Here is a 16,593-nt window from a genome sequence, read left to right as displayed (position 1 = left end):
TGGCGACCGGGACGGATGATGCGAAAGTTATCCATCGGGTGCCCGTTGCCCTTCCCGGCACAGTGCAACACGGCGCAGCAGCACCGCACGGCGCTTCGCACGGCACTCCGCACGACCCCGCACCGGTCCTGACACGACACCGCTCCCGCCGCGGCACGACCTCCGGCGGCGGCCGAGGAGTCACACAGACATGAGCGACGACGCGCGGCACGACGGCACGGGCGACGAGAGTGACCACGACGGCACGGGCGGCGGCACGGGCGAGGAGGTCCCCGCCCGCCCCCGACGCACCGGCTGGCGCCGACTCGTGCCCACCTGGCGGATGGTGCTGGGCTCCGTCCTGCTCCTCCTGCTGCTGATCGTGGGCGGCCTGACCGCCGGCTACCTCCTGGTCGGCATCCCGCCCGCCAACAGCGCGGCCAAGGCGCAGAGCAACGTCTACCTCTACTCCGACGGCACCGAGCTGGCCCGCGACGGCGACGTCAACCGCGAGAACGTACCGCTGGGTCAGGTCCCCAAGGCCGTCCAGCGGGCCGTACTCGCCGCCGAGGACCGGGACTTCTACTCCGAGTCCGCGGTCGACCCGGCCGCGATGCTGCGGGCCGCCTGGAACACCGTCACCGGCAAGGGCAAGCAGTCGGGCTCCACCATCACCCAGCAGTACGTCAAGAACTACTACCTCGGCCAGGAACAGACCGTCACCCGCAAGGCCAAGGAGTTCTTCATCGCCATCAAGCTGGACCGCGAGGCCAGCAAGGACGACATCCTGGAGGGCTACCTCAACACCAGCTACTACGGCCGCAACGCCTACGGCATCCAGGCCGCCGCCCGGGCCTACTACGGCAAGGACGTCGGTTCCCTCACCACCGCCGAGGGCGCCTACCTCGCGGCGCTGCTCAACGCCCCCAGCGCGTACGACGTCACCGCCCACCCCGAGAACCGACCGCGCGTGGTGGCCCGTTGGAACTACGTCCTGGACGGCATGGTCAAGCAGAAGTGGCTCGGCGCCGGCGAACGCGCCGGGCTGGCCTTCCCCGCCCTCACCAGGGCCCGCACCTCCGCCGGCCTCTCCGGCCAGCGCGGCTACCTCGTCGAAGCGGTCCGGGACTACCTCACCGACCACGACGTGCTCGACGACAACACCCTGCGGGCGGGCGGCTACCGCATCACCACCACCATCGACCACAAGCGGCAGAACGCCTTCGTCAAGGCCGTCCGCACCCAACTGATGGACCGGCTCAGCGAGGACCGCGCGGTCGACGGCTACGTGCGGGCCGGCGGCGCCTCCATCGACCCCGCCACCGGCAAGGTCGTCGCCCTCTACGGCGGCGTCGACTACGCCAAGCAGTACGTCAACAGCGCCACCCGCCGCGACTACCAGGTCGGCTCCACCTTCAAGCCGCTGGTCTTCGCCTCCGCCGTGCAGAACGGCTCGGTCACCCAGGACGGCTCCGCGATCACGCCCAACACCGTCTACGACGGCACCAACAAGCGGATGACACTCAACCACGGCCGCCCCACCGGCTTCGCCCCCGGCAACGAGGACGACCGCTCCTACGGCCCGATCACCGTCACCGAGGCCACCGACAAGTCCGTCAACGCGGTCTACGCCCAGATGGGCATCGACGTCGGCCCGGACACCGTCCGCAAGACCGCCGTCGCCCTCGGCATCCCGGCCAAGACCCCCAGCCTCGCCACCTCCCAGGGCGCCATCTCCCTGGGCACCGCGACCCCCAGCGTGCTGGACATGACCCAGGTCTACGCGACCCTCGCCCACCACGGCCGGCAGCTGCCGTACACCCTGGTCGACCACGTCGCCAAGGACGGCGAGGACGTCGACCTGCCGGAGCGCGAGGAGAGCACCGCCGTCGAACGGGCCGCCGCCGACACCACCACCCAGATCCTGCGCAGCGTCGTCGACGGCGGCACCGGCACCGCCGCCCAGGGCGCCGGCCGCCCGGCCGCCGGCAAGACCGGCACCGCGGAGAACGACAAGGCCGCCTGGTTCGCCGGCTACACCCCCGACCTGGCCACCGTCGTCGCCGTCCTCGGCCAGCACCCGCAGACCGCCGTCCAGGAACCGCTGTACGGCGCGGCCGGCCGGGACCGGCTCAACGGCGGCGACTTCCCCGCCCAGATCTGGGCGGACTACACCGCGGCGGCGCTCACCGGCCACCCCGCCCACGACTTCGACCTGCAACTCCAACAGGGCGCCGAGGCCGGCGGGTCGCCCTCGCCGTCCGCCGACGACTCGGCGTCGGCGAGCGCCTCGACCTCGCCGGGCACCGGCCCGTCCGACAGCACCGGCCCGACCGGCACCGGGGCACCCACCGGGACCGGCGCCCCCACCGGACCGACCGGCGAACCGACCCTCCCGCCGATCCCCACCGAGGCGCCGACCACCGACGCGCCCACCGAGGAGTTCCCCACGGTGGGCCCGCCGGACGTCGACGACTACGCGCGACGGTGGGGCGACGGATAACCGACGGCGGCCGGAGAAGCGGCCCGCATCAGTGGCCGGAGGTGGCCTTCAGCCCGACCACGGCCACCAGCAGCAGGCAGATGAAGAAGATCCGCGCGGCGGTCGCGGGCTCACCGAGCACCAGCATCCCGACCACCGCGGCCCCGGCCGCACCGATGCCGACCCAGACGCCGTAGGCGGTGCCGATCGGCAGCGTCCGGGCGGCGTAGGAGAGCAGCACCATGCTGACGACGATGCCCGCACCGGTGGCCACACTGGGCCACAGCCGGGTGAACCCGTCGGTGAACTTCATGCCGATCGACCAACCGACCTCCAACAGGCCGGCGACGACGAGCAGGATCCATGCCATGACGGCACCTCCGTGAAAGGACTTCAACAGGGGTGCGTCGTCTTGTCGTGACCCGGTACGGCGCGTCTCGTCGGGTTGTCACCGAGGCTAGCAAAAGGCTCCCCCGCAGGTGGTGACGTGGATCACCACCCGCGGGGGAGCCGGGTCCGCTACAGGTACAGGCCGGTCGAGTCGTCCGCGCCCTCCAGGCGCTCCGCGGCCACCGCGTGCAGGTCGCGCTCGCGCATCAGCACGTACGCCACCCCCCGCACCTCGACCTCGGCCCGGTCCTCGGGGTCGTACAGCACCCGGTCGCCCACCTCGACGGTGCGTACGTTCTGCCCCACCGCGACCACCTCGGCCCAGGCCAGGCGGCGGCCGACCGCCGCGGTCGCGGGAATGACGATGCCGCCGGACGAGCGGCGCTCGCCCTCGGGGATGTCCGTCCGGACCAGCACGCGGTCGTGCAGCATCCGGATCGGCAGCTTGTCGTGGGTGTCCTTGGCGTTATTCGGGCTCACGGCATGACCGTACCTGCCCCACGGCGCCCCCCACGCACCGCGGGCGGATTCCGAAGGCGGCCGCGCCCCCGTGGGACGGGCCGCCCGGGCCGCTGCTCGTACCGCTACTTGTGCCGCTTCTTGGAGCCCAGCACCAGCAGGCCCACCACAGCCACGCCGACCATGGCCACCGGAACGACCCGCTCCAGGCGCGGCGCCCCGTCCTCGGACACCAGCTGGCCGCGCACGTCCGAGACCAGGCGGTTGACGGCCACGTAGGCCCGCCCCGCCGTGCGGTCCACGGCCGCGGACGCCTTCGCCTTCGCATCGTCCATGATCGTCTTCGGGTGCAGTCGAACGCCGATCTCGTCGAGCGTCACGGCGAGATCCTGCCGCCTGCGGACGATGTCCGCCTCGATCTGCGCAGGGGTCCTGGCTTCCGACACCGCGCCGCCTCCGTCATCTCGTGCCGATGCTTACGGGGTCCCAACGCCTGCCGGAACCGCCCCGTACCGAACCGGCCACCTCGATCACGTGCCGATTCGTCAGGGACAGTCTGTCAGCTCGCACCGGCAGGCGCCCCACAGCGTCCCCGTTTCGCGCCGCCGCGGCGCCCCCGGCACCGGCCGCGGCCCGCGCTGGCTAGGGTCAGGGGCGTACGACCCAGCTGTACGACCCCGCAAGGAGACGGAGACCCACCATGAGCGAGCGACTCCAGCCCGGCGACACCGCGCCCGCCTTCACGCTCCCCGACGCCGACGGCCAGCAGGTCTCGCTCGCCGACCGCAAGGGACGCAAGGTCATCGTCTACTTCTACCCGGCCGCCCTGACCCCCGGCTGCACCAAGCAGGCGTGCGACTTCACCGACAACCTCGACTTCCTGGCCGGCCACGGCTACGACGTCATCGGCATCTCCCCCGACAAGCCGGAGAAGCTCGCGAAGTTCCGCGAGAAGGAGGAGCTCAAGGTCACCCTGCTCGGTGACCCCGACAAGGAGGTCCTCACCGCCTACGGCGCCTTCGGCGAGAAGAAGCTCTACGGCAAGACGGTCACCGGCGTGATCCGCTCCACCGTCATCGTCGACGAGGACGGCAAGGTCGAGCGCGCGCTGTACAACGTCAAGGCCACCGGCCACGTCGCCAAGATCATCAAGGATCTGGGCCTGTAACACCGCTACAGGCGTCCGGCGCGCCCCACCCCTACGGCGCCGGGGCCACGACCTCCTCCGGGACCGTCACCACGGCCCGGTCCGGCAACTCCAGCACGGCCTCGGCGCCGCCGCCCGCGGCGGCGCCGAACTCCAACCGCGCCCCCAGGACCTCCGCCTGCCCGGCCGCGATCGTCAACCCCAACCCGTGCCCCGTACCGCGCTCCGGCGCCGCCGTGCGGAACCGCCGCGGCCCCTCCGCACACAGGTCCGCCGGATACCCCGGCCCGTGGTCCCGCACCACGATCCGCGCCCCGGCGACCACCACCTCGATCGGCGGCTCGCCGTGCTTGGCCGCGTTCGCCAACAGGTTCACCAACACCCGCTCGACCCGCCGCCGGTCCGTCTCCACGATCACCGGCTCGCCCTCGACCGCCACCGACACCGACAGGTCGTCCACCCCGCGCTGCCGCACCGCCCGCTGCACGATCCCGCGCACCAACGACGGCAACTCACAGGCGTCCAGATCGGCCCGCTCCACCCCGGCGTCCAACCGCGAGACCTCCAGCAGGTCCTCCACCAGCCGCCGCATCGCCTGCGCCCGGTCCCGCACCAACTCCACCGCCCGCGGCTCCGGCAACAACTCGGCCGCCGCCACCAGACCCGCCACCGGCGTCCGCAGCTCGTGCGCCACGTCCGCGGTGAACTCCCGCTCGGCCTCCACCCGCGCCGCCAACGACGTCGCCATGTGGTGCACGCTACGACCCAGCTCCGCCACCTCGTCCCGGCCGTGGCTCGCCAACGCGTCCGCGTCCGGCGGCTCCCCCGCCGCGATCCGCCGCGCCGCCGCCGCACTCAACCGCAACCGCCGCGACAACCGCTGCGCCACGAACCACGACACCACCGCCATCAGCACGACCGTGCCGCACCCCGCGATCAGCAGCGCCCGGTCCAGCGCCACCTGCGCCGGATCGTCGTCCGGGTACGCCGCCGACACCGACAACGAACGCGTCGGCCGGTCACCGTCCCCACCGACCCCGGTCGCCGCCCACACCCGCGGGTCGTCGCCCCCACTGAGATACGTCCCCGACCGGTTGTGGAACACCGCCGCCCGCAACGGCGACGGCAGCGTCGCGTCGTCCAACTGCGCACCGAGCGCCAGCGTCCCGTCACGCTCGAAGATCTGCAGCGCCGAACTCAGCCGCTCGTCCTGATAGGACCGCGCCGACCGCTCCCGCTCGGCATCCGCGATGTGGTGCACGGCAAAGCCGAGCACCACCACCGCAAGCGCCGTCATGCACGAAATGGCCAGGGCGATCCGGCCTCGAATGCCCATCACGCGAGGTTGTACATCTCCGTCGTGTCACCGAGCGGCGTGGAGCCGTCGTAGGTCACCTCAAGGCCCGTGAAGGCCCGCGCACCGTCGACCTCCTTCGCCCCGTAGAGCCGGAACGTCGCCCGATACCCGGCATCCGTACCGACCCCCGCCGCGGTCTTCTCGACCTGCACCACACCCCGCCCCTCGGCCTCGTCCGCGTCATAGCGGTCCCACGTGATCGCGGTCGCCACCATCCCGGCGTCCGCACAGGTCAACGTGATCACCTGGGGCTTGATCTCCGGCTCCCCGATCCCGCAGTCGCGGACACCCGGCAGATCACCGCTCGGCGGACCGTCCGACTTCACGTCCTGCACGGCGGAGGTCTTCGGCGCGGCGTCCACCGCCGACGCCCGGTCCGACGCCTGGCCGAACCACACCCCACCGGCCGCCAGCGCCGTCACCACGAGGAAGGCCAGCAGGGCGGTGCGCCCGCGCCTCCAACGGGCCCCTTCGTGGTCGGTCATCACACACTCCTCCCGAGGCACCTTCGCCCCGTCAACCCCACCAGCAAACACGACCGCCGCGGCAACCCCGCACCGGCCCGGACCCCGATCACACCGTTCCGCCACCGCACCACGGCCGTCACGTCCCGCGACGAAAGGACACCCTTCGACGGGCCTGCGACCAAAAGGGGCGGTTTCGCCACCGCCACTCTCCTCTCCCCCCGACACAGGCTGATTGCCCGAATGCCGCGGTGACCCCTCGGCTTTGTACCAGTCGTGTAACAAGCCTCCGCGGGACGGCAACCCTCCCCCCCTGACGTGCGCCGTACGGACCGGTTCCGCGTGACATACCTCGCGTTCACCGTCCACAGTGTTTTGACCCGCCCTCCAGCGTGCAGGCGCACACGTCGAAGCCCCAACGCCCCACCCGCGCAACCGAACCGCGCGCCGACCCAACGGGAGGACCGCCGCGTGCCGCACCTCAGTACCGAAGACAGCCACTCCGCGCCGGAACCGGACCGAGAGGCACGCAGACGCCACTGGGCGCTCTTCCGCGCCATCGACCGCCGCCGCAACCCCCCACTGCGCCGCACCGACATCACCGTCACGGACGAACCCACCGTCCGCCGCGCCGTGAAGGCCGCCGCACTCGGCAACGCCATGGAGTGGTTCGACTTCGGGATCTACAGCTACCTGGCCCTCACCATCGGCAAGGTCTTCTTCCCCAGCGGCAGCGCCACCACCAGCCTGTTGTCCTCCTTCGCCACCTTCGCCGTGGCCTTCCTCGTACGGCCGCTCGGCGGCGCCTACTTCGGCCCCCTCGGCGACCGCATCGGCCGCAAGAAGGTCCTCGCGCTCACCATGATCATGATGGCGCTGGGCACCCTCTGCATCGGCCTCATCCCCTCCTACACGACCATCGGCCTGTGGTCCCCGGCCCTGCTCATCCTCTTCCGGCTCATCCAGGGCTTCTCCACCGGCGGCGAATACGGCGGCGCCTCCACCTTCATCGCCGAGTACGCCCCCGACAAGAAGCGCGGCTTCTTCGGCAGCTTCCTGGAAATGGGCACCCTGATCGGCTACACCGGCGCCGCCGGCATCGTCCTCCTGCTCAACACCACGCTCGGCCCGGACGCCATGCTCGCCTGGGGCTGGCGGATCCCCTTCCTCATCGCCGGCCCGCTCGGCCTGGTCGGCCTCTACCTCCGGCTCCGACTCGACGAGACCCCGGCCTTCCAGAAGTTCGAAGCCGCCCAGCACCACGCCCCCGCCGCATCCCCCGCCTCCGCCGAGGACGAACCCGCCCACCCGCCCGCCGGCAACCCGGGGAAGAAACTGGGCGAGATCCTCACCCAGCACTGGCCGGCACTCATCCTCTGCATCGCCCTGGTCGGCGCCTACAACATCACCGACTACATGCTCCTGTCGTACATGCCGACCTACCTCACCGACACCCTCAAGTACAACGAGGCCCACGGCCTGCTGATCCTCCTGGTCACCATGGTCGTGCTCATCTGTCTGCTCCCCACCGTCGGCAGGCTCAACGACCACTACGGCCGCAAACCGCTCCTCATGGCCGGCATGCTCGGCTTCCTGGTCCTCGCCATCCCGGCGTTCCTCCTGGTCAAACAGGGCTCCCTGCTCGCCGTCTCGTGCGGCATGGCGCTCCTCGGCCTCTGCCTGCTGTGCCTCCTCGGCACCATGTCCGCCGCCCTGCCGGCCCTCTTCCCCACCAGCGTCCGCTACGGCTCGCTCTCCATCGGCTACAACCTCGCGGTCTCCCTGTTCGGCGGCACGACGCCCCTGGTCATCACCGCCCTCATGGACGCCTTCAACAAGAACGTCATGGTCCCCGCCTACTACACGATGGCCGCCGCCCTGGTCGGCGTCGTCGCCGTCGCCTGCATGAAGGAGACCGCCCAACAGCCCCTCGAAGGCTCCCCGCCCTCGGTCGCCACCAAGGAAGAAGCCCTCGCCCTGATCGCCGAACGCACCCAGGAACCGCGCTTCTGACGTCGCTCCCCCGACCGGCTCCGGCGTGACCGCAGGCCCCTCCGCTCGTTCTCCAGTTCGGCAGTCGAGAGAACGCACGGAGGGGCCTGCGGCTCTGCTGCCCACGAAGGGGGAGCCATGCCGACGAGCCCGTACACCCGCGAGCGCCTGGAGGCCGCCGCGACGACATCCGGGACGCTGTCCGAAGCACTCGGAAAACTGGGGGTCGACCCGCGAAGCCCGAAGCGGAACTACCTCAGGGAGCGGATGCGCAAGCTGGGGGTGGACACGTCGCACTTCGAGCGGGAGCCGGCGCGATGGACGAGGGAGGTGCTCCAGGCCGCGGTCTCCGCCTCGACGAGCATGTACGGGGTTCTCCGGCACCTCGGGCTTGAGGTCGTCGGCGGGCACCACACGCACATCAGTCGCCGGGTCAGGGCGTACGGGATCGACACCTCGCACTTCACGCCGGTGGTCCGCACCGCGCGCATGAGGGACAACCAGCGCCGCCGGAGAGCCGAAGAGATCCTCGTCGAGACCACGTCGACACAGGCCAGGCGCACGTCGAACACCCGGCTCAAGAGGGCGCTGCGCGAGCGGGGAGCACAGGAGTGCTGCGCCCTGTGCGGCATCGCACCGGTCTGGCAGGGGAAGCCGCTCCCCTTGGAGGTCGACCACGTCGACGGCAACTGGCGCGACAACCGGATCGAGAACCTTCGCTTCCTCTGCCCCAACTGCCATTCGACGACGGACAGTTATCGAGGGCGCGGCAAGGGGCGCAGCAAGGGTGCCGTCGCATGAGCAGTGGCGTGCGGTACACCCGCGAGCGGTTGGCCGAGGCGGCCGCGCGATGCTCCGACATCGACGAGGTCATCGCCTTCTTCGGCACGCGGTCGTACGACACCCTCCGCCGTCACCTCTTCCGCCGGTTCGACCACTTCGGCATCGACGTGACGCACCTGCCCCGTCAGCGGCGGGCCACCGGGGCGACCGTGAAACCGGCCCCGGACGAACTGCGGCGGGCGGTGGCGGGGGCGACGTCCGTCGCCGGCGCCCTGCGCGCACTCGGCCGGAAGCCGTACGACAGCCGGCTCCGCGCGCTGTTCCCCACGTGGGTCGCCCAGGACGGCCTCGACACCTCGCACTTCCTGGGGCAGGCACACCAACGCGGCAGGTCGGGCGCGACTCCTCGCAAGCGTCCGGAGGACATCTTGATCAAGCACGCCGGTAGGCGCCGGACGCGCACCCTCCTCCTGCGTCGGGCGCTCCGCGAAGTCGGCGCCCCCGAGGCGTGCGCCGCATGCGGCGTCGGCCCGGAATGGCTGGGGAAGCCCATGACGCTGGAGATCGACCACATCAACGGCGACTGGAGCGACGACCGTAGGGAGAACCTCCGGTTGCTCTGCCCCAACTGCCATGCGATCACAGACACTTGGTGCCGGGGTGGCCACCCGGACGGCCACGGCCGCAAGAGCCGCTGATCCGCACCCGCCACGCCCGTGGCGGGGCCGGTACGATGACTGGGAGCTGGCGGCCGTGGCGGAATTGGCCTACGCGCAGCACTTAGGATGCTGTGGGAGAAATCCCTTGAGGGTTCGAATCCCTCCGGCCGCACTCATAAATGGCCTGCGAATCGAAGGTTCGATACGCAGGCCATTGTGCTGTCCGGACGTCTCAGCCCAACAACTCCCGCACCACCGGTGCCAGCGCGCGGAAGGCCTTGCCGCGGTGGCTGATGGCGTTCTTCTCGGCGGGGGTGAGTTCGGCGCAGGTGCGGGTCTCGCCGTGGGGCTGGAGGACGGGGTCGTAGCCGAAGCCGCCGGTGCCGGCGGGGGTGCGGCGCAGGGTGCCGTCCAAGGTGCCTTCGACGACCCGTTCGGTGCCGTCGGGGAGGGCGAGGGCCGCGGCGCAGGCGAAGTGCGCGGCGCGGTGTTCGTCGGCGATGTCGGAGAGCTGGGCGAGGAGCAGGTCGAGGTTGGCCTGGTCGTCGCCGTGCCGGCCGGCCCAGCGGGCGGAGAAGATGCCGGGGGCGCCGCCGAGGACCTCGACGCAGAGGCCGGAGTCGTCGGCGACGGCCGGGTGGCCGGTGGCCCGGGCGAGGGCGTGCGCCTTGAGGAGGGCGTTCTCGGCGAAGGTGACGCCGGTCTCCTTGACGTCGGGGACGTCGGGGTAGGCGTCGGCGCCGACGAGTTCGACGTCGAGGTCGGCCGCGGCGAGGATGGCGCGGAGTTCGGTGATCTTGCCGGTGTTGCGGGTGGCGAGGACGAGGCGGCGGGGGGCCGCGGGGCGGTCGCCGGTTTGTGACTCCATGGGTGGTGATTATTCCTCGTCGTCCGGGGTGCAGGCGCTGGTGATCCGGCCCAGGGAGTCGCCGACGGGGGTGAGGTCGGGGGTTTCGTCGTCCGCGATGGCGCGGCGGGCGTTCTTGATGCCGGTGCTCATGGTGTCGACGGCTCCGGCGAGCTCGGGGTCGTCGGTGGCGGCGCTGAGGCGGTGCAGGTCGGTGTCGAGGGCGTCCAGGGCCGCGGTGGCTTCTTGGGGGTCGTCGGTGGCCTTGTCGGCGGCGGTGTGGAGTTTGTCGACGCCGTCGACGAGGGCGGTGACGGTGTGGGTGCAGTCGACGGCCCGCTGGGCCGCGCCGCAGGCGACCAGGAGCGGGAGGGCGGTGGTCGCGGCGGCCAGTGCGGCGAGCGCGGTGACGGTGGGGCGGCGCGGGCCGGGGTGGCGGTGGGGGCGGGCCATGGGGCGTTCCTTCCCCTGCGGCGTACGGGGGATGCGTACGGGTGCCGGCGCGCGGTGGTGCGGGGTGGTGCGTGCGGCGGACTCAGCAGGGGTGGGAACGCGGGGTGGGGAAGGGGGGGCCCGGTGGCGGTGGGGGGAGCGGGGCGGAGGGTGGTGTTCCGGTCCGCTCCCCCGGTGGGTGCGGTCGGTCAGAGGGTGCGGGCGAGCGCTTCCTGCTGGGCGGCGTCGAGGGTGGTGCAGCCGGCGACGGCGAGGTCGAGCAGGGAGTTGAGTTCGTCGCGGGCGAAGGGGGTGGCCTCGGCGGTGCCCTGGACCTCGACGAAGCGGCCGTCGCCGGTGCAGACGACGTTCATGTCGGTCTCGGCGCGGACGTCCTCTTCGTAGCAGAGGTCGAGGAGCGGGGTGCCGTCGACGATGCCGACGCTGACCGCGCTGACGGTGCCGGTGAGGGGGCGGCGGCCGTGCTTGATGAGCTTCTTGCCCTGGGCCCAGCTGATGGCGTCGGCGAGGGCGACGTAGGAGCCGGTGATGGCGGCGGTGCGGGTGCCGCCGTCGGCCTGGAGGACGTCGCAGTCGAGGACGACGGTGTTCTCGCCGAGGGCCTTGAAGTCGATGACGGCGCGCAGCGAGCGGCCGATGAGGCGGGAGATCTCGTGGGTGCGGCCGCCGATCTTGCCGCGGACGGATTCCCGGTCGCCGCGGGTGTTGGTGGAGCGGGGCAGCATCGCGTACTCGGCGGTGACCCAGCCTTCGCCGGTGCCCTTGCGCCAGCGCGGTACGCCTTCGGTGACCGAGGCGGTGCAGAAGACTTTGGTGTCGCCGAAGGAGACGAGGACGGAGCCTTCGGCGTGCTTGCTCCAGCCGCGTTCGATGGTGACGGGGCGGAGCTGTTCGGGGGTGCGGCCGTCGATGCGAGACATGGTCTTGACCCTATCGGCTGCGTGAAGGGCCCCGGTTCCGGTTCCGGGATGCCGGAAACTTCGGGAGCGGGGCCCTCGTCAGGAGCGGTGGCTCACATCATGTCTTCGATCTCGGCGGCGATCGGGTCGGCGTCGGTGCCGATGACGACCTGGATCGCGGTGCCCATCTTCACGACGCCGTGTGCGCCGGCGGCCTTGAGGGCGGCTTCGTCGACCAGGGAGGCGTCGTTGACCTCGGTGCGGAGGCGGGTGATGCAGCCCTCGACCTCTTCGATGTTGTCGAGTCCGCCGAGCCCGGCGACGATCTTCTCAGCCTTGGTGGCCATGTCCACTCCTGCTTGTCTCGGCCGTCGGCGGTTCCGCCGCGCGGTTTTCACACGGTAACGCACGTTCAGCCCACTACTGCGGGCGTTTGAGCGCGATCTGACGAAGGATGGCGAGCGTCGGAGGGGGTGTCCGGAAGGCCCCCTCCGACAAATGGTCTACACCACCAGTATGCGGCAAACGGCGGGTCGGGCGCCGCCGGGTCGGCGCCGGGGACGGGCGGAGGGCGCGGATGAGTTCGGACGCAGCGGGCGCGGCACCGGGGAAGGGGCCGAGCCCCGTCAAGGTCCGGGCGGCGGGCCTGTTCCAGGGGCTGCAGAAGATGGGCCGCAGCTTGCAGTTGCCGATCGCGGTGCTGCCGGCGGCGGGCATCTTGAACCGGCTGGGTCAGCCGGACGTCTTCGGCGCCGAGGGCCTGGGCTGGGGGAACGTCGCGAAGGTGTTCGCGGGGGCGGGCGGGGCGCTGCTGGATTCCGGGCTGGGGCTGCCGCTGCTGTTCTGCATCGGTGTGGCGATCGGGATGGCGAAGAAGGCGGACGGGTCGACGGCGCTGGCGGCGGTGACCGGGTTCCTCGTCTACTACTCGGTGCTGCACGCGTTCCCGGCGCGCTGTGCCGTCGGGCAGCGGTACACCCAGACCGGCCAGTGGGCCGGGGTGTGCGTGGACACGTCGGCGAAGGTGACCCAGGCGGCGTTCCAGAACCCGGGGGTGTTCGGGGGCATCGTGATGGGTTTCCTGGCGGCCTGGCTCTGGCAGCGCTTCCACCGGGTGCGGCTGGTGGACTGGCTGGGCTTCTTCAACGGCCGGCGGTTGGTGCCGATCATCATGGCCTTCGTCGGGCTGGTCTTCGCGGTGGTGTGCCTGTTCGTCTGGCCGCCGATCGGTGACGGGCTGATGCGGTTCAGCGAGTGGCTGACGGCGCTGAGTGCGTGGGGTGCGGGGATCTTCGGGGTGGCGAACCGTGCGCTGCTGGTGGTGGGGCTGCACCAGTTCCTGAACATTCCGTTGTGGTTCCAGTTCGGGAGCTTCACCAAGCCGGACGGGACGGTGGTGCACGGCGACATCAACCGGTTCATGGCGGGCGATCCGACGGCGGGGCAGTTCACCACCGGTTTCTTCCCGATCATGATGTTCGCGTTGCCGGCGGCGGCGCTGGCGATGGCGCACTGTGCGAAGCCGCATCGCCGCAAGGAGATCGCGGGGATGATGCTGTCGATCGGCCTGACGTCGTGCGTCACCGGCATCACCGAGCCGATCGAGTACGCGTTCATGTTCGTGGCGCCGGCGCTGTACGTGCTGCACGCGGTGCTGACGGGGGTGTCGATGGCGGTGAGTTGGGGGCTGGGGGTGCACGACGGCTTCAGCTTCTCGGCCGGGCTGATCGACTACGTCATCAACTGGGGGCTGGCGACGAAGCCGTGGTTGCTCATTCCGATCGGGCTGTGCTTCGCGGCGGTGTACTACGCGGTCTTCCGCTTCGCGATCAAGCGGTTCGACCTCCAGACCCCGGGGCGGGAGCCGGACGAGGTGGGGGACACGATGGAGCGGGAGAACGTGAAGTAGCGCTCACCGGGGTGGGCGGCGTGCGGTCGGCCGCGCCGCGACCGGTAGCGGGCCGTCCGGTTGAGGCCCTTTGGCAGGTTCCTTGCAACGCCCCCGCCGTGCTACAACAGGTCTACACCACCTCGCGTGTGGTGTAGACCTGCGGCCGGTTCTGGCCGCGTCCCCCCGAGACGCCGCCGTCCCCCACCACTTCGTCCAGGCGGCGCCTTGTCCACTGGAGGAAGTTGTGTCCACGGCCAGTGCCGTCCCCGCGGCCGAGAAGAAAAAGAAGGGTTCCGGCGCGATGGCTGTCATGCAGCGCATCGGTCGCAGCCTGATGCTGCCGGTCGCCGTGCTGCCCGCAGCCGCCCTGCTCGTCCGCCTCGGCAACGCCGACATGCTCGGCCGGGAGTCGTTCCCGACCGTCATCACCAAGATCGCCAGCTACATGGCGGCCGGCGGCGGCGCGATCCTCGACAACATGCCGCTGCTGTTCGCCGTCGGCATCGCGATCGGCTACGCCAAGAAGTCGGACGGCTCGACCGCGCTGGCCGCGGTGACCGGTTACCTCGTCTTCCAGAAGGTGCTCGCGACCTTCACCGACAAGAACCTGCCCAAGGTCGCCGCGGTCGTGGACGGCAAGATCGTCATGAACGAGGCGCCGGTCAACGCCGGCGTGCTCGGCGGTGTCGTGATGGGCCTCGTAGTAGCGCTGCTCTACCAGCGCTACTACCGCAAGAAGCTGCCCGAGTGGCTGGGCTTCTTCGGCGGTCGCCGGCTGGTCCCGATCCTGTCGGCCTTCGCGGGTCTGGTCGTGGGCATAGTCTTCGGCCTGATCTGGCCGGTGCTCGGCGCGGGTCTGCACAACTTCGGCGAATGGCTGGTCGGCTCGGGCGCCGTGGGCGCGGGCATCTTCGGCGTCGCGAACCGCGCGCTGATCCCGGTGGGCATGCACCACCTGCTGAACTCCTTCCCGTGGCTCCAGGCGGGCGACTACCACGGCAAGCACGGCGACATCGCGCGCTTCCTCGCCGGCGACCCGAGCGCCGGCCAGTTCATGACCGGCTTCTTCCCGATCATGATGTTCGCGCTGCCGGCCGCGTGCCTCGCCATCGTGCACTGCGCGCGCCCCGAGCGCCGCAAGGTCGTCGGCGGCATGATGCTCTCGCTCGCGCTCACCGCGTTCGTCACCGGCGTGACCGAGCCGATCGAGTTCACGTTCATGTTCATCGCCCCGGTGCTGTACGCGATCCACGCGGTGCTCACCGGCGTCTCGATGGCCCTGACGTGGGCGCTGGGCATGAAGGACGGCTTCGGCTTCTCGGCCGGCTTGATCGACTACGGGCTGAACCTCGGGATCGCCTCGAACCCGTTGGGGCTGGCGCTGGTGGGCCTGTGCTTCGCCGCGGTCTACTACGTGGTCTTCCGCTTCGCCATCACCAAGTTCAACCTCCCCACGCCGGGCCGCGAGTCCGACGAGGAGCTGGCGGAACTGCAGAAGGCCGAGTCCAAGTAGCCGCTGCTCCACCGTCGTTCACCGCCGGGTTCCCCTTCCGCACCGGAAGGGGAACCCGGTTTTTTGCTTCTTCGCCGCCGATTTCCCTCGCTTGCCGGGCCGGGCGGCCGGCAGGCGTCGGCTGGCCCGTCCAGGCGGCGTGCTTCCGGCGGGGCCCCGGCGACGAGCCGGTCGTCGATGCGCCTCTCCCCCGGCCCGGCTCAGACCTCGTAGACCGCGCCGGCCTTGGCGACCTCGACCGGTCCGTCGTAGACCTTCTGCGCGTCGCGGACGCTGATGTCCGGGTCGGTCCACGGCGGGATGTGGGTGAGCACCAGGCGCCCCGCGCCGGCCCGCCGGGCGTGCTCGCCGGCCTCCCGGCCGTTGAGGTGGAGGTCCGGGATGTCCTCCTTGCCGTGCGTGAAGGACGCCTCGCACAGGAAGAGGTCGCTGTCCTCGGCGAGGCTCTCCAGCGCCGCGCAGGGGCCGGTGTCGCCGGAGTACGTCAGGGTGCGGCCGCCGTGCTCGATGCGGAAGCCGTACGCCTCGACGGGGTGGCTGACCCGTTCGGTGCGGACGGTGAACGGGCCGATGGTCGCGGTGCCCGGCGTCAGCGTCCGGAAGTCGAAGACCTCGCTCATCGCGCCCTCGTGCGGGAGGTCGTCGTGGGCGGCGGTCAGCCGGCGTTCGGTGCCGGTCGGCCCGTAGAGCGGCAGCGGCGCGCAGCGGCCGCCGTCCGGGCGGTAGTAGCGGACGACGAAGTAGCCGCACAGGTCGATGCAGTGATCGGCGTGCAGGTGCGACAGGAGGATGGCGTCCAGGTCGTAGAGACCGCAGTGGCGCTGCAACTCGCCGAGGGCGCCGTTGCCCATGTCGAGGAGCAGCCTGAAGCCGTCGGCCTCCAGGAGGTAGCTCGAACAGGCCGATTCCATGGAGGGGAACGACCCCGAGCATCCGACGACGGTGAGCTTCATGCGGGCGTGAACCTCCGTGGGCTGGGGGCACCTCCCAGCGGCAGCTGGGGGAGGAGGGCGGCCGGCACCTCCGCCGGGCCGGGCTGCTGCCGGGTCCGTGGCGGTCGGTGCGGTGCCCCCGAGCGTAAGGCGCGAAGGGGTCCGCGGCGCCTTAGGTGGGGCGAGCTGTGGGCGGAATCACCAGTCCGGGTGGGGGTTCGGCGGCGGGGTGCGCACGGGCCTTCCGGTGGGCGGAAAGTCGGCCCGGAGCCGGCCTCCGCAACCGATGCCGGAGGGGGTGGTCACCGGCGCGCGCCGGTGACCACCCCCTCGGGGTCGGCGGGGC

The 16,593-nt window shown here is 71.2% G+C and carries 17 protein-coding genes, 1 tRNA gene and 1 riboswitch; of the genes, 8 read left to right on the top strand and 10 right to left on the bottom strand.

All coding sequences use genetic code 11. The features are described from left to right. Nucleotides 1-190 precede the first annotated feature (190 nt). Nucleotides 191-2,482: a transglycosylase domain-containing protein gene (locus ABD385_RS26085; protein ID WP_344580468.1), complete on the top strand. Its 2,292-nt coding sequence runs from the start codon at nt 191-193 to the stop codon at nt 2,480-2,482. Between the two features lie 28 nt (nt 2,483-2,510). On the opposite strand, the gene ABD385_RS26080 is transcribed toward ABD385_RS26085, so the two are convergent. From ABD385_RS26080 to ABD385_RS26070, 3 genes are all read right to left on the bottom strand, one after another. Then, nucleotides 2,511-2,831, bottom strand: a complete 321-nt coding sequence (locus ABD385_RS26080) for a DMT family transporter (RefSeq protein ID WP_039636118.1) — start codon at nt 2,829-2,831, stop codon at nt 2,511-2,513. A 31-nt stretch (nt 2,832-2,862) separates the two neighbouring features. Then, nucleotides 2,863-2,924, bottom strand: a riboswitch (guanidine-III (ykkC-III) riboswitch). A gap of 56 nt (nt 2,925-2,980) precedes the next feature. Continuing rightward, nucleotides 2,981-3,283: a GroES family chaperonin gene (locus ABD385_RS26075; RefSeq protein ID WP_044363777.1), complete on the bottom strand. Its 303-nt coding sequence runs from the start codon at nt 3,281-3,283 to the stop codon at nt 2,981-2,983. Between the two features lie 152 nt (nt 3,284-3,435). Beyond that, entirely contained in the window at nt 3,436-3,756 is a 321-nt protein-coding gene (locus ABD385_RS26070) for a DUF3618 domain-containing protein (RefSeq protein ID WP_344580461.1), read from the bottom strand. 254 nt (nt 3,757-4,010) lie between these two features. Here ABD385_RS26070 and bcp point away from each other — a divergent pair, with 254 nt between their 5' ends. Continuing rightward, nucleotides 4,011-4,478: a thioredoxin-dependent thiol peroxidase gene (gene bcp, locus ABD385_RS26065; protein ID WP_016574828.1), complete on the top strand. Its 468-nt coding sequence runs from the start codon at nt 4,011-4,013 to the stop codon at nt 4,476-4,478. Nucleotides 4,479-4,509: 31 nt separating this feature from the next. Here bcp and ABD385_RS26060 read toward each other — a convergent pair whose 3' ends face one another. Both ABD385_RS26060 and ABD385_RS26055 read right to left on the bottom strand, forming a co-directional pair. Further along, nucleotides 4,510-5,793, bottom strand: a complete 1,284-nt coding sequence (locus ABD385_RS26060; RefSeq protein ID WP_344580456.1) for a sensor histidine kinase — start codon at nt 5,791-5,793, stop codon at nt 4,510-4,512. Then, nucleotides 5,793-6,299: a hypothetical protein gene (locus ABD385_RS26055; protein ID WP_344580453.1), complete on the bottom strand. Its 507-nt coding sequence runs from the start codon at nt 6,297-6,299 to the stop codon at nt 5,793-5,795. The genes ABD385_RS26060 and ABD385_RS26055 overlap by 1 nt, the downstream gene beginning before the upstream one ends. Nucleotides 6,300-6,749: 450 nt before the next feature. Between ABD385_RS26055 and ABD385_RS26050 the strand changes: the two genes are divergently transcribed. From ABD385_RS26050 to ABD385_RS26035, 4 genes are all read left to right on the top strand, one after another. After that, a complete protein-coding gene (locus ABD385_RS26050; RefSeq protein WP_344580449.1) occupies nt 6,750-8,291 on the top strand; it encodes an MFS transporter in 1,542 nt (513 codons plus the stop codon). Between the two features lie 117 nt (nt 8,292-8,408). After that, nucleotides 8,409-9,071, top strand: coding sequence for an HNH endonuclease (locus ABD385_RS26045; protein ID WP_344580446.1), 663 nt, complete (start codon nt 8,409-8,411; stop codon nt 9,069-9,071). Further along, nucleotides 9,068-9,751, top strand: coding sequence for an HNH endonuclease (locus tag ABD385_RS26040; RefSeq protein ID WP_344580444.1), 684 nt, complete (start codon nt 9,068-9,070; stop codon nt 9,749-9,751). The genes ABD385_RS26045 and ABD385_RS26040 overlap by 4 nt, the downstream gene beginning before the upstream one ends. A gap of 49 nt (nt 9,752-9,800) precedes the next feature. Further along, nucleotides 9,801-9,884 (top strand) — tRNA-Leu (locus ABD385_RS26035). Nucleotides 9,885-9,944: 60 nt separating this feature from the next. Here ABD385_RS26035 and rdgB read toward each other — a convergent pair. From rdgB to ABD385_RS26015, 4 genes are all read right to left on the bottom strand, one after another. Then, nucleotides 9,945-10,580 carry an RdgB/HAM1 family non-canonical purine NTP pyrophosphatase gene (rdgB, locus tag ABD385_RS26030; RefSeq protein ID WP_344580441.1) on the bottom strand — a complete coding sequence of 212 codons (636 nt, stop codon included), beginning with the start codon at nt 10,578-10,580 and terminating at the stop codon, nt 9,945-9,947. A 9-nt stretch (nt 10,581-10,589) separates the two neighbouring features. After that, nucleotides 10,590-11,012 carry a hypothetical protein gene (locus tag ABD385_RS26025; RefSeq protein WP_344580439.1) on the bottom strand — a complete coding sequence of 141 codons (423 nt, stop codon included), beginning with the start codon at nt 11,010-11,012 and terminating at the stop codon, nt 10,590-10,592. 188 nt (nt 11,013-11,200) lie between these two features. Next, nucleotides 11,201-11,932: a ribonuclease PH gene (gene rph / locus ABD385_RS26020; RefSeq protein ID WP_344580437.1), complete on the bottom strand. Its 732-nt coding sequence runs from the start codon at nt 11,930-11,932 to the stop codon at nt 11,201-11,203. Nucleotides 11,933-12,024: 92 nt separating this feature from the next. Next, nucleotides 12,025-12,264: a PTS sugar transporter subunit IIB gene (locus ABD385_RS26015; protein ID WP_078487387.1), complete on the bottom strand. Its 240-nt coding sequence runs from the start codon at nt 12,262-12,264 to the stop codon at nt 12,025-12,027. A gap of 224 nt (nt 12,265-12,488) precedes the next feature. Here ABD385_RS26015 and ABD385_RS26010 point away from each other — a divergent pair, with 224 nt between their 5' ends. Together ABD385_RS26010 and ABD385_RS26005 are read left to right on the top strand one after the other, a co-directional pair. Beyond that, complete coding sequence (locus ABD385_RS26010; protein ID WP_344580436.1) at nt 12,489-13,820, top strand: PTS transporter subunit EIIC; 1,332 nt, start codon at nt 12,489-12,491, stop codon at nt 13,818-13,820. A gap of 283 nt (nt 13,821-14,103) precedes the next feature. After that, nucleotides 14,104-15,315, top strand: a complete 1,212-nt coding sequence (locus ABD385_RS26005) for a PTS transporter subunit EIIC (RefSeq protein ID WP_425585478.1) — start codon at nt 14,104-14,106, stop codon at nt 15,313-15,315. Nucleotides 15,316-15,515: 200 nt separating this feature from the next. Here ABD385_RS26005 and ABD385_RS26000 read toward each other — a convergent pair whose 3' ends face one another. Beyond that, nucleotides 15,516-16,268 carry an MBL fold metallo-hydrolase gene (locus ABD385_RS26000; protein ID WP_344580433.1) on the bottom strand — a complete coding sequence of 251 codons (753 nt, stop codon included), beginning with the start codon at nt 16,266-16,268 and terminating at the stop codon, nt 15,516-15,518. Nucleotides 16,269-16,593 lie beyond the last annotated feature (325 nt).

The organism is Streptomyces lunalinharesii (genome assembly GCF_039532155.1).
In the GTDB taxonomy this organism is placed as follows: Bacteria; Actinomycetota; Actinomycetes; order Streptomycetales; family Streptomycetaceae; genus Streptomyces; species Streptomyces lunalinharesii.
The sequence above is the reverse complement of the archived record's forward strand: the minus strand, read 5'-3'. Positions and strand labels throughout refer to the sequence as shown.